13 protein-coding genes are annotated in these 13,330 nt (G+C 42.3%); 12 read left to right on the top strand and 1 reads right to left on the bottom strand.

The window, feature by feature from the left end:
- The first annotated feature begins 132 nt into the window (after positions 1–132).
- The 4 genes from JXR81_06580 (at position 133) to JXR81_06565 (ending at position 4,549) form a co-directional block, all read left to right on the top strand.
- On the top strand, positions 133–867 hold the full coding sequence (locus JXR81_06580) for a LysM peptidoglycan-binding domain-containing protein (GenBank protein ID MBN2754517.1): 735 nt from the start codon (positions 133–135) through the stop codon (positions 865–867).
- A 106-nt stretch (positions 868–973) separates the two neighbouring features.
- Positions 974–1,642 (top strand): lysophospholipid acyltransferase family protein, encoded by a 669-nt coding sequence (locus JXR81_06575; protein MBN2754516.1) that lies wholly within the window; start codon positions 974–976, stop codon positions 1,640–1,642.
- Positions 1,635–3,773, top strand: a complete 2,139-nt coding sequence (locus JXR81_06570; protein MBN2754515.1) for a bifunctional (p)ppGpp synthetase/guanosine-3',5'-bis(diphosphate) 3'-pyrophosphohydrolase — start codon at positions 1,635–1,637, stop codon at positions 3,771–3,773. The genes JXR81_06575 and JXR81_06570 overlap by 8 nt, the downstream gene beginning before the upstream one ends.
- A gap of 17 nt (positions 3,774–3,790) precedes the next feature.
- Entirely contained in the window at positions 3,791–4,549 is a 759-nt protein-coding gene (locus JXR81_06565) for a class I SAM-dependent methyltransferase (protein MBN2754514.1), read from the top strand.
- A gap of 47 nt (positions 4,550–4,596) precedes the next feature.
- Here JXR81_06565 and JXR81_06560 read toward each other — a convergent pair whose 3' ends face one another.
- Complete coding sequence (locus JXR81_06560; GenBank protein MBN2754513.1) at positions 4,597–4,788, bottom strand: 50S ribosomal protein L28; 192 nt, start codon at positions 4,786–4,788, stop codon at positions 4,597–4,599.
- A gap of 199 nt (positions 4,789–4,987) precedes the next feature.
- On the opposite strand from JXR81_06560, the gene JXR81_06555 reads away from it, so the two are divergent.
- From JXR81_06555 to JXR81_06520, 8 genes are all read left to right on the top strand, one after another.
- Positions 4,988–5,440: a hypothetical protein gene (locus JXR81_06555; GenBank protein ID MBN2754512.1), complete on the top strand. Its 453-nt coding sequence runs from the start codon at positions 4,988–4,990 to the stop codon at positions 5,438–5,440.
- Positions 5,437–7,596: a PQQ-binding-like beta-propeller repeat protein gene (locus JXR81_06550; GenBank protein MBN2754511.1), complete on the top strand. Its 2,160-nt coding sequence runs from the start codon at positions 5,437–5,439 to the stop codon at positions 7,594–7,596. The genes JXR81_06555 and JXR81_06550 overlap by 4 nt, the downstream gene beginning before the upstream one ends.
- A gap of 229 nt (positions 7,597–7,825) precedes the next feature.
- Positions 7,826–8,671, top strand: a complete 846-nt coding sequence (locus JXR81_06545) for a tetratricopeptide repeat protein (GenBank protein MBN2754510.1) — start codon at positions 7,826–7,828, stop codon at positions 8,669–8,671.
- Between the two features lie 93 nt (positions 8,672–8,764).
- On the top strand, positions 8,765–9,676 hold the full coding sequence (locus JXR81_06540; GenBank protein ID MBN2754509.1) for a GAF domain-containing protein: 912 nt from the start codon (positions 8,765–8,767) through the stop codon (positions 9,674–9,676).
- Positions 9,666–10,118 carry a hypothetical protein gene (locus JXR81_06535; protein ID MBN2754508.1) on the top strand — a complete coding sequence of 151 codons (453 nt, stop codon included), beginning with the start codon at positions 9,666–9,668 and terminating at the stop codon, positions 10,116–10,118. The genes JXR81_06540 and JXR81_06535 overlap by 11 nt, the downstream gene beginning before the upstream one ends.
- 1 nt (position 10,119) lies before the next feature.
- Positions 10,120–10,953 carry a 16S rRNA (cytidine(1402)-2'-O)-methyltransferase gene (rsmI, locus tag JXR81_06530; protein MBN2754507.1) on the top strand — a complete coding sequence of 278 codons (834 nt, stop codon included), beginning with the start codon at positions 10,120–10,122 and terminating at the stop codon, positions 10,951–10,953.
- 35 nt (positions 10,954–10,988) lie between these two features.
- Positions 10,989–11,267, top strand: a complete 279-nt coding sequence (locus JXR81_06525; protein MBN2754506.1) for a stage V sporulation protein S — start codon at positions 10,989–10,991, stop codon at positions 11,265–11,267.
- Positions 11,268–11,427: 160 nt separating this feature from the next.
- On the top strand, positions 11,428–12,939 hold the full coding sequence (locus JXR81_06520) for a hypothetical protein (GenBank protein MBN2754505.1): 1,512 nt from the start codon (positions 11,428–11,430) through the stop codon (positions 12,937–12,939).
- Positions 12,940–13,330: the final 391 nt, after the last annotated feature.

The raw sequence follows: 13,330 nt of genomic DNA, 5'->3' as shown, positions 1-13,330 counted from the left end.
TTTGAAGTGGTGCAATAAAACTTGCAAGTTGCCTCAAATTCTGACATTTACCATTTTAATTGACACAAGATAAAAAATAATATACTATATTATAAATAAAAAAATGCTTTTTAAATATTTCAGGAGGAAAGCATGAAAAAAGCAATATTATTACTTACGGTTGTATTTTTTGCCATTTCAGTTTCGTTTTTTGCCGGATGCGGCAAAAGCCAGAAGGTGAACGGGGTGTCTGATGAACAGTCACAGGTAATGCAGGAAGGACAGGAAGCGCAGCAGGAAGAACTTCCTACAACTTATGTTGTTGAAGAAGGGGATACACTTTGGGGAATCGCGGAAAAGGCGGATATATACGGTAACAAGTATCAGTGGCCGCTTATTTATGACGCAAACAGGGATATTCTTGATTCGTACGAAACACTTGATGAAGGCCAGAAGTTAATAATACCCAGAAATGTAAGCGCGGTTGAAATAGAAGCCGCCGCAAACAGGGCGCGTGAATTAGGGCTTCCTCCCGCGGCTAAGACAGCTTATGCTGAAACCGAAGACGAAGAATCAATATCTTCAGGCACGGTTGCGGGTTTAGGCAGGGACAGCGATATGGAAACCGCAAGCAGGCAGGCAGCTGACAGGATAGAGTCCGAACCGGAAACAGCAATGGGTTCTGAAGAAGATATGTCAATGCCGACACCTGTACCGGAACCTGTTAAAAAGGCCAAAGCACCCAAGAAAGGCATGAACAACGGAATTCTGCTTATGCTTCTTCTTTTAATCGGCGGCGCAATAGCAATTTATATGTACTTCCGCAAGAAGAAAAAAGAGGAAGAAGATGAAACAGAAGGCAAGGACGATAACAATATTCTCAATTAAGCGTAAAGAGACAAAATAAAAAACAAAGGGTGCGGCCTTGTGCTGCACCCTTTGTCATTTTAGCGTAAGGCAGGCATTTAAAAAAACCGGTTTAACGGGAAAAAATATGAAAAAATTTCTTAATGCTTTATTTTTAAACCTGGGTATTCCGTTTATGTATGTGTTTATAAGGCTTATCGGTTTAACATGGCGTTTTAAAGAACTGAATGAAACCGGATTAACGCCTTTTCAGGACAAGAAAGAAATTTATATTTACGGGTTTATGCATTCGCAGCTTATTCCCACAATATTTTTTTACAGCGGTACAAAGACCGCGTCTTTGGCGTCACAGCATAAAGACGGTGAAATTGCGGCAAGGGCCGCTTCAATGTTTGGCATCAGGATGGTAAGGGGCAGTTCCACGCGCGGCGGCGCGGGTGCGCTTATTAAGCTTAAGACATGCATAGAAGAAGGGTGGGACGTGGCAATAACAGTTGACGGCCCCAGGGGCCCTGTAGGCAACGTAAATAACGGGGTTATGTATCTTGGCAAGCTTACAGGCAAGAAAGTGGTGCCTGTGGCGTTTTACTGCGATAAGAAAGCTCAACTTAGGTCCTGGGATAAAATGGTGATACCGCTTCCTTTTTCAAAGGGCGGATTTATGTACGGCAAACCGTTTGAAATACCGGCGGATCTGGACGACACCCGCCTTGAAGAGATACGGCAGGAACTGATAAAGGCGGTAAAAGAATTAAATGAACAGTGCAAAGCGGCGGTAGAGGGGAATAATGGATAATAATTCTTATGACGCGGAAATGAAAGCTATCTGCGAAGGGTTCGCGCCAAGCGGCGCGGAACTTCTGCGGAAATCATACGAGTTCGCGAAAAAAGCCCACGAGAATCAGAAAAGAATGTCAGGTGAGCCGTATCTTGTACACGCGGTAGAGGTGGCAAAAATATTAAAAGAGATGAAGATGGACCCCGTGACAATAGCCGCGGGCTTTCTTCACGACGTGCTTGAAGATACCGACTGTAAGGTGGAAGATATAAAAACGGTCGCCGGGGAATCGGTGGCTTTTTTAGTGGAAGGCGTAAGCCACGTTACCGCGAAAGTGTTCCGTACAAAGGGGCAGGTTTTCAGCGAAGCCCTAAAAAAAATGTTTCTGGCAATGGCAAAAGATATAAGGGTAATAATTATAAAACTTGCCGACAGGCTTCATAACATGCGTACAATCAAGTATCTGCCTGAAGACAGGCGCAAGGTGATAGCGCAGGAAACCTTAAGCGTTTACGCCCCTTTAGCGCACAGGATAGGTATGGCAAAGGTAAAGTCCGAACTTGAAGACATCTCTTTTTCCGTAATAAACCCGCAGGCATACAGGGAGATAAGTAATTTAATAGCTGAAAAAAAAGAGGAACGGCAGAACCGCGTTGACATGATAAAAGATTCAATAAGGCGGGAGCTTGAAAAGACGGGTATTAAATGCGAAATTAAAGGCAGGCCCAAGCACTTCTACAGTATTTATAACAAAATGATACGCGATAATAAACCTTTTGAAGCCATCTATGACCTGCTTGCGGTAAGGATTATAACCGACACTCCCGGCAACTGTTACGCCATATTGGGGCTGGCGCACAGCATGTGGAAACCGGTGCCGGGGCGTTTTAAGGATTATATCGCCATGCCAAAGTCAAATATGTACAGGTCGCTTCATACCACAGTGCTGGACAGCGGCGGCAAGCCTATTGAAATACAGATAAGGACGTCAGAGATGGATAAAGTGGCGGAAAACGGAATTGCCGCGCACTGGAGCTACAAAGAAGACCGGGAATTTGACGCCAAAGAAGATGTGACGTACAACTGGATGCGCCAGCTTCTGGACTGGAACAGCAGCAATAAAGAGAACGATGATTTTCTGACTGATTTAAAAGTTGACCTGTTTGACGAGGAAGTTTTTGTATTTACCCCCAAAGGCGAGGTAAAAGAACTTGTAAAAGGCTCCACTGTGCTTGATTTTGCCTACAGCGTTCATTCCAAACTGGGGGACACCTGCATAGGCGCAAAAGTTAACGGCAAATGGGTTACCATAAAATATGAATTAAAAAACGGCGACAGGCTGGAAATTTTAACCGGCCCCAATCAGCATCCCAATCTGGACTGGCTGAAGGCCGTAAAGACAACAAAGGCAAAAAACAGGATAAGGCACTGGATTAAGTCCAATACAAATATCGCGGAAACCGTGGAAAAGGGCAGGCAGCTTCTGTCCGCGCGCCTGAAAAAGTTTAACATTACGCTGGAAACCGTCCCTGAAGAAGCCGTAAAAAAGGTGCTTGATTTAAACACGCTTAAGGAAATGGATGACCTGCTTGCCGGAATAGGAAGCGGCGAATTTTCAGACGTTAAAATCGCGAATATTTTAAGGCGCGCAGCGGGTGAAATAGCAAGGCCGGAGCAGAAAACCGGGGCCGCGGAAAAAAAGATATTAAAAGGCGAAATTATAGTTCAGGGAGAGTATTCGGACATACCGTATAAATTCGCAAAATGCTGCAGCCCTGTGCCGGGGGATTTAATAAAGGGCGTAATTACAAGAAAAGGCATATCAATACACCGTGCCAACTGTGAAAATATTGATATAAACAGGATAAACGCCCCGCTTGTGGCGGTTTCATGGAATGACAGTTCCGACAGCTATTACACGTGCAGGCTGAAAGTACAGGCAAAGTCGCGCGACGGGATTATTAATGACCTTGTAAGCACGGTGACCAACAATGAGGCTTATCTTATTTCGGTAAATACAACAGGTACAGGCACCGCGATACTGGAAGTTGAAATGGCGGTAAGGGTTAAAGGGCAGAAACATATAAATGACCTTACAACTTCCCTTAAAAAAGTTAAGGGAGTGGCGGAAATAGAAAGGGCGGGTTAATAAAAGGAGGTATTAATATGGACAGGCAGTATTGGGACAACGTGGCGGATAATTATGAAAAAGAGATTTTTATATCTTTAAAAAGCGACATCAGCGGCAATATAAAAAAGACGATTGAAAAATACGGCAGCAAGAAAGCGGAAGCCTGTGATTTTGGCTGCGGCATAGGCGTTTATCTTCCTCTGCTTGGGGGTTTGTTTAAAAATGTACACGCTTTTGACCTCTCGGAACGCCTTATAGAAAGGGCAAGAAAAAATACAACGGGGTATAAAAACATTAACTGCACAGCGTGTGACCTTGCGGATCCAAAGGTTAAACTTCCCAAAGCGGACTTTGCGGTTATGATGAATGTGCTTATTGTGGCCTCTTATTATATACGCAGCAGTATCCTTAAAAACGTAAGAAAATCACTAAAAAAAGGCGCCAAAATTGTTATTCTGACACCGTCGCTGGAATCGGCAATTTATTCAAATTACAGGTTTTTTGAATGGAATTTAAAGGATGGAATGAAACCGGCGGATGCCCTTAAAAGGTCAATGAAATATCAGCACATAAGCGAAAAGTTTTCTGTCTCTGACGGTATAATAAATTTAAACGGGGTTCCTACAAAACATTATTTAAAGGAAGAATTTATTGTATTTATGGCGAATCACGGTTTTAAGGTTAATGAGATAAAAAAAGCTGAATACGGCTGGGATACTGAATTTGAAAACCCGCCTTCCTGGATAAAAGGGCCTTACCCATGGGACTGGCTTTCGGTCTGTGAAAGGGCATAAAAAAAGCCCGGCGCTTAAAGCGCCGGGCTTTTTTGTTTGTTTTAGGTTTACGCGGCTTTTTTAACTTTGCCGGAACGAAGGCACCTTGTGCATACCCATTCACGGGTTACTTTACCTTTCAAAACTATCTTCACGTTCTGAAGGTTCGGTTTGTTCGTTGTTCTTGTCCTGTTGTTCGCGTGAGAAACATTGTTTCCTGTTACTACCTGCTTATCGCAAACCACACACTTTTTTGCCATAAATATTGCCTCCTTTGAAATATCAAATCAGATACATTTTATATCATGAAATGGGCTAAATGGCAACTATTTTTAAACGGTGTTTTATCCCTTTTTAGGTGCGTTTAAGCATGTCTGTTTATTTGGAACAAAAACACACCATTTTCTGTCTTATTATCAGCAGGGGAAATAAATACAAAAAGCATAAAAAGGGGAAAAAATGAAAAAGACAGCGGTTCTAATCCTTATCATTCTCGCGGTATCATTTCCATTATCAGCAGGGGAACATCAGATAAAGAAAGATAAACATATTGACGATAAAATTATTATGGTGGCAAAAGAAAGGTCACAATACCATGCTTATCTGGAAAGCCTGGGGTATAAAAAATCCGAAATCGGCATAATAGCCAAAAAGGGCTACAGCCCATATTTAATGTATCTTTACCTTAGAATAGCTGAAAAGTCCAAATCCCCGGTATCCCGGATTATTAACCTGCGGTCGCACGGTTATTCAACGGCGGATATCTGCAGAAAAGTAAAACTGGATTATTACAAATTTATGGATGAAACAGACAGTGAAGTGATAGAAAAAAATATTGAATTCCCGGCTGCTACGGGCGATGAGCACAGTGTCGATGCCGCCACAATGCCAAAGACGGAGGTGCAGGAATGAGAAAATCCGCCGTTTTATCGCTGATATTTCTGCTGGCTTTTTTCTCTGCGGCTTACGCGGAATGGAATCAGTACCAAAGGGATTCCAAACATCACGCTTATACCGAAGAACATTTTGATACTTCCATACCGTTATGCATTAAATGGATGCATCAGATTGGGGCATGGAAAGGAGCTGTTCCATTAATTGATAATAACGGTATTGCTTACATACACGGCAGGGCGGGGCTTATGGCGATAGATATAAAAACAGGGGAAGCATTGTGGTCAAACGGGCATAATAACAGGGCGGATACGGCGGCAGTGCTGTATAAGGATAAAATAATAGCCCTTACATATGACGGGGGTTCCGGGTTTACCGCTTTTAACACAAAAGACGGCAGCATCGCGTGGAAAAGCATTCCTGCCGGATTGCAATATAATTCCTTTCTTCCTGACGGATACACTTATGGAAACGGAATGAGGGCCACCCTTGCGGGTGATTATATTTACGCGGGCACAAAAGAAGGGTATTTAATCAAAGTAAGCGCCATTGACGGCTCGCTTGTGTGGCTGAAAAATCCCACCAATTCAAAATGCACATATAACGGCGCGCCTGCGGTTGATGACGACGGAAGCGTTTACGCGGGAAATTCCGCCAGAAGGCTTGTGGCTTTAAGGCCGGACGGTTCTGTAAAATGGGCAAGGGATATGGGAGTCGGAATATACTCTTCCGTTACTATTGACAACGATAATATATACTTTGGAGGGCTTAACAGTATGGTTTATGCTTTAAATAAGGTTACCGGCGCGCTTAAGTGGTCATACAGGACCGACAGTTTTATTGCCGGCGGCGGCGCGTTAAAAGACGGGATCTATTATGTAGGTTCTGATGACAGGCATGTTTACGCGATAAGGACGTCAGACGGCACGCTTAAATGGAAAACACAGCCTCTTGTGGATAATTTTGCCAGTATGGGATGTATTGTTGTGGGCAGGCTTGTGATTATAAACGGATGCGCTTTTAACAATTACTATATTGATATAGAAGACGGGGCGGTGGAGCGCGTCTGCTCTTCAAGGCAGGAAAATTTTACCACTCCCGCTTTCGGTTTTGGCACATATATATACACATCCATGGACGGGTATATTTACGGAATAGCGCCTTGCCCGCCAGAATGCGATATCTGCGAATGCAAAGCAACGCTGCTTCCAACCCTGACTGTCGTAAGTTCTTCCACCAAAACGCTTACTCCCACAAAAACGCATACCCCCACGCATACGTGGACAGATACTTATACCGGCACGCCGACAAATACTTTTACCCATACAAATACCGCGACTTTCACGGAAACTTTTACGGACACCAATACGCCTACATTTACAGCGACGTTTACGGATACAAATACACCTACCTTTACACCGACTTTCACGCCTACATTTACAGATACAAATACGTTTACCATGACTCCGACAAATACAAGCACCGCCACTTTTACCGCGACGCCCACGTTTACAAAGACATTCACCCATACGCCCACTGCAACGCATACAAGCACTCCTGATCCGTGCCTGAAAGAGCCGCCGCCTGCGTTTAAGGTGAAGATGATATTCAATCCGGAACATACAGATTATATTATTTTTGAAATTGACTCCACGCTTGTACTTTTAGAGCAGCCTTTGGTTACAATTTATCCGCATGGCGCCACGGATAATAAGGACATTCTTACGTTTACCGCGGAATTAATTCCCGGAGAAACAAATAAATACAGGGTGCTGTATCCCAAACAGACGGGATTCGGCGATATTGATAAGGTGGTTGTAAAAGGCACAAGCATATGCGGTAAAACAGGGGAGAGCGGCGGGGATTTTGATAAAAGCGTAATATCAGAGAAAGACGTGAAAATTATTGATAATGTCATTGAACCGGATAAAGGCGAGCGTTCCACCATAACATGGAAAGTCTATGAAGGCGGCGAAGCGTATGTGAAAATATACAATAGAAACGGGTCGCTGGTAAAGGTGTTGTTTGAAGGCGTTATGACCAAGGAAGGCACATACAGCACCGTGTGGGACGGCACGGACGCGAACGGGCAGAAAGTTTCAAGCGGCACGTATATTGTGATTGTAAAAACCCCGTATTATGAGGCTAAAGACAAGATAAGCGTTTTAAGATAATAAATTAAAAAGGGGCGGATAAATAAGGGTGATTCCCTTGTTTGTCCGCCCCTTTTACTGTCTTATACTCCGGAAAGAATCCGGAAAATATCAGCAACTATTATGATACGTTGTTGTCTAATAAATATCTAATCATTCTATATTTACAGGCAAAACCCTGTTATTGACAAGATAATGATATGTGTTATTATTAATAAATATTAATCCATATCAGGTTCAGGAGGTTTATATGAAATTAAGGTATTTACTGGTGATTGCGGCTGTGTTTGCGTTCATGACGGGCTGTGCGACAACGGCATCCCATTACGAACTTGGAATGCAGTATTATGAATCCGGAAAACTTGACGATGCCATTGAAGAATTTCAGCTGTCTCTTTCTGTAACGCCGTCTGATCCCGTCGTTCACAAGGCGTTAGGCGACGTATTCGCGGACAAAGGGCTTATACTTGAAGCTATAGCCGAATGGGAAGTGGCGGTTAATTTAAGGCCCGCGTATGAAGAGGTTAAAGGCAAACTTGAAGCGTCTTATGTGACCCTTGGAAAAGAAGAATTTGATAAGGGAAGGTCAAAAGACGCAATTGAATTGTGGAAAAAAGCTGTGGCATTAAATCCTATGAACCTTGAAGCCAGAAAAAGGCTTGGACTTGCGTATATTAGCGAAAAAGATACTGACCAGGGGATACTGGAACTTGAATTTGTAATAGACAAGAATCCCACTGACGCGCTGATTTATAAAAAACTTGGCCTTGCTTATTTTCAGAAAGGCCGTTTTGAAGATGCGGCAAGAGCTTTTGAAAATCTTGTAAGAATTGATCCTACCGATGCCATGGCGTATAACAACCTGGGCTCTATTTATATAAAAATAAAGAAATATAATGAAGCCATAGGCGTGCTGCAGCAGGCAATAAAACTTGACCCTGATAAAACAGAAATTCTTAATAACCTTGGCAACGCGTATTTTAATAAAGGCGACTATAAAAATGCCAGGGCTCAGTGGGCAAAGGTAATACAGATGAAACCGCTTGATAAGACGGCGCGTGATAATATTAAAGTACTTGATGAAATGGGAGAGTAACAGGATTTAAATTAAATACAGCCTGCGTCTGCCTGTTTAAAGCCGCGGGCTGTTTAATAAACGCATTCAATACACTGACACGGAGAGACTCTTATGAAGAATGTGACTGGAAATATTATTAAAGTTTTTGCTTTCCTGCTTGCCATAGCCTCAATCCCAGCCGTAATGAAACTTGGCCCGAAATGGATTCTGCCCGTGCTTTTTATCCTTAATTTTTCAATTGCCGCCGCTTATGTGCTGTCCGGTTTTATTGCCGGCGCGGCGGTGCTTTTAATTTCTTCCGCGGCGTATGTGCTGGCATTTCTGCGTTTAACTTCCATGAAAGCCGAAACCTGGCCCCTTATAGTGGATGCCGTAATTGCGGTAGCGGTCTTTATGATTGTAAAAAAATACGATGAAGCAAGCAATTACCATAAAAGTTCCATGTCTGATGAACTGAAAAAACTTGAAGGCGAACATGACGCCCTTATAAAACACAAAATCAGCCTTGAAGCGGGGCTGAAAGGCAACAGGGGCAAAGCGGAAAAATACCAGAAACTTGATGAAATACGCTGCGGAATAGGGCGTTATGAAATGTTCAGCGATAAGATGAGATACCTTCTTAAAAGCATCATATCTGTTTTTCACTGTGATAAAAAAATAACGCTGTTCCTTATTAAAGAAAATAAATCCGTTAAAATATCGGCGGACAAAGAAAATGACGTAATGATAGCCGAACGCGACGCTGAAAGCCTTTATCTGAAAAATTTTGATGAATGGGTGATTTCAAGCAAAAAAAGCATAATAATATCGGATATGCATAAGGAAATAAGGTTTAAAGATGATAAAAGCTCGGAAATACGTTCGTTAATAAGCGTGCCGGTTTTTGCCGGCAGTGAAATTGTGGGGCTGCTTAAAATAACTTCGGATTCGCCCGCCGTATTCAGCCAGGAAGACCTGCGTTTTCTTGATATGGTGGGCGCTGTGGCGGGAAAGGTGCTGGAGGTGGAAGAATATGCAAAATAAGAAAATTTTTGTGGGGCTTGCTTTCGCGCTTATTGTTTTTTCATGCGCGATGACGGCTTTCACCGATGAGGCAAAGTACGGGCATATCTTTTTTCATCTGTTTATAATAGCGGCAGGCATACTTGCGGTTTATCTGCAGGCCAAAAATACTGTAATTGCGCTTATGATTTCCGCGTCCGCGGTCTGGGCTATAGGGCTTTTTGGCAGGCTTGGCGACGTAGCGCCTTTAATGGCCGAAACCGCGGTAATTATTTTATTTGCCGCCGTTATGGGCATGAAAGAAGCCGCTTTTAAAACGGAAAAACTTAAACTTGTGAACGTGCTTTCCTATAAAAAAGAACAGCTGGCAATTACACAGAAAGAAGTGTATGAAATGGAAAAAGAAAACACCCGTATAACTGAAGAGATAAAAAAATACAGAAAAAACCTTATGGGTAACTGATTTGCCGCAGCCCGGGAAACTTTTTGTTGTCTCTACTCCTGTGGGCAATTTAAGCGATATGACCTCAAGGGCTGTGGAGGTTTTAAAAACAAGCGGCCTTGTTATTGCGGAAGACACAAGGGTGACGGGAAATCTTTTTTCGCATTTTGACATTCATTCGCCGATAATTTCCTGCCATAAATTTAATGAAAAAAGCAGGACTGTGGAAATAATAGAAAGAATCAATAATGGGACGGACGTGGCGCTTGTATCGGACGCGGGTACGCCCCTTATGTCTGACCCGGGCTATGTGGTAGTAAAAGCGGTAATAGAGGCGGGTTTGGATGTTATAGCTGTGCCGGGCGCTTCTGCTTTGCTGGCGGCCGCGGTGGTATCGGGTTTTGACCCGGGGCGGTTTTTGTTTTATGGTTTTCTTGAAAAAAAAGACGGCGCCGCAAAAAAAGAAATTGAAACTATCGGAAAACTGCCTTATCCGGCTGTGATATATGAAGCGCCTTCAAGGATTGTAAAGACGCTTGAACATATCGCGCAGGTGCTTCCCGGCAGGCAGGTGGCGGTCTCCAAGGAAATTACAAAGCTTTATGAGCGGACTTTCAGGGGGAATCCGTCAGAGATAGCCGCAAAACTGACCGGTGATTTGTTAAAAGGCGAGTTTGTAATAGTTTTAGGGCCGGCTGATGTTAAGGCGCAGGAAGAGGACAATGAAATAATGGCTGTTAAATATATGGCGGAACTGATAGAACAGGGAAAGTCTAAAAGCGAAGCCGCGAAAATTGCCGCCGCGGAATACAATGTCAGCAAGAACGGCCTGTACAAAAAAGCACACGAAGCATAAGGTAATGACGCAAGGCGCGTAGCGGAGGTAATAAAATGGAGATAATGAAGCTAAAGGTATCAGCGTCAAGCAATCCGAAATCCGTGGCAGGGTCAATAGTAAACAACATCAGGGAAGGTAAGGAAGTTGAAATTGTGGCTATGGGGCCCAATGCCATAAATCAGACTGTAAAGGCTGTTGCCATTTCGCGTGAATACATTAATCCTGAAGGAATTGACCTTATCTGTAAAATCGGCTTTACCCACCTGGAACTTGACGGCGAGAAAAAAAGCGCGGTTATCATCCGTGTTTTTCCGGAAAAGAAAGAACAGTAACCGTGAAGGCAGGCCGGGGTTTAAAATGGGGCGTCAGCGGTATAATTCTGGCCAAATCTAAACTCATAAATCCAAAAAAATCTTGACGTATTTGATGAATTAAAAATTATATTACTACAAGAATAAAATAATACATTTAACAAACTGCTCAGGGTGATAGATGAGATTAAAGGCAAGGATTATTGCGGGGCAGGCAGACGGTGAAGGCAGGGCTGTTAAGGTGACAGAAAAGCTTGGCGGGGATTTTGAATACACGCTTACAAGGGATGATATGGGAAGGGTAACAGGGGTTAATTATCCCAACGGGAATGTGTCTGCTACGCAGTACGATACAGAAGGTAATATTCTGATTCATAAGAACATGTTTGATGATGATGTAATAAACAAATACGACTTTACAGCTTCCGGTTCAATTGACGCGGAAGGGAATAAGATAAAGGAGAAAACGAATTTGGGTGTAAAGCAATACGGATATGACAATACCTACCAGCTGACAAGCGCAACCCTTGAAAAAGGGCAGGCTTTAACCTGGGTATATGACAACGCCGGTAACCGCATATCCTCGGCCGACCCGACCCCGCGCTCTTACACACCTAACAGTCTTAACCAATATTCTAACTACAGCTACGACACAGACGGCAACCTCCTCTCTGACGGTATACGTGTAATGACGTGGGATGCAAGAAACAGGCTAGCTACGGTAACCAAAGATAGCAAGACAATATCTTACACATACGACCACAATGATTTAAGGGTTAAACGTACAGACGGTACAAACGTTATAAATTATCTCTTTGATGGCAGTCTTATGCTTGCGGAAAAAGACGCAAGCGGCAAAATACAGAAAGTTTACATTAACGACGGCGCAGGTGTTTTAGGTATGGTACGGTATATTTACAAAGAAGACGGAACTTTTAGCCATTACAACAGACTTTATTATATGTTTGACTCTTTAGGGAGTGTAACTGCAGTTACAGGCGAAAACGGATTGCCTGTGACAGAATACATATATTCGCCATATGGGGAGATTACAAATACAGAAAAAGACCCGGTAAACTCGCTGTCTTTTGTGGGTAGATACGGCGGGTATCGTGACTGGGACACAGGTCTAACCTACTTCTGGCACAGGTGGTATGACAGTAAGGACGGGAGATGGGTAAACAGGGATCCGATAAAAGAACCTGCAAATAAGTGGCGATGTGATTTGAATATATTTAATATTCTAAATACATACAGGTATTCGTTTAATGATTCTCTAAATTATATTGATATAGATGGGTATATGCCTATTGATGCTGATGGGGATAATTCAAATTCAAGAGGAAATGTTGATGGCAGGGGTTTGGAAGCGAAATATAATTATTGCGGAAAAAATTATTCCAATAAAGAAATGCATATTTCATGGCGTGATGAAAATAATTTTGATATGGATCCGGTAAATCCGACAGATGCCTGTTGTAAAGAGCACGATTTATGCTCGCATCATGTATTAAATCAAATGTATAACAAAAAACTTGCCCCTTGCAAATACAGGACGATGACGATAACTGACTGTAATAAGGAGTTGGCAAATTGTTTTGGTAAATTAGATAATATTTATTCAAAAGGTGGGGCGCGATATTTTGGACGTATAAATCCTAAAATAGGAGATCCTGCAAATGCGAAATACTAAAGTTGTGACATTTATTAAATACTTCACTTTATTATTGCCTTTGTTGAATGTTGTATTTGATCTGTTTTTTTGTCCGGTAGATGTTAGGCAGGATATTAATTTAAGAATTTTTCAAGGTGTTATTTCTAAATATTTTATTCCGTTTACTTGGATTTTATTGACGGTTATTTGCTTTAAAATTTTAAGATTCAAAGAAAATAAAATATTTATTTTTGTTAATTTATGTCTAAATATTCCAGTTATAGTTTTATGGTTTATGTTTTTAAGCTATCCTTATAATTAGATATGACTTTACAGCTTCCGGGTCGCTTGACGCGGAGGGAAATAAGATAAAAGATTATATATTTGTATAAAAAGTATTTTGAACTAAATTGTTTTTTTAACTAACTAC

Source organism: Candidatus Goldiibacteriota bacterium, from assembly GCA_016937715.1.
Lineage (GTDB): Bacteria > Oederibacteriota > PGYV01 > PGYV01 > PGYV01 > PGYV01.
Note: the sequence above shows the minus strand (reverse complement) of the source record. Positions and strands in the feature narration are given on the sequence as shown.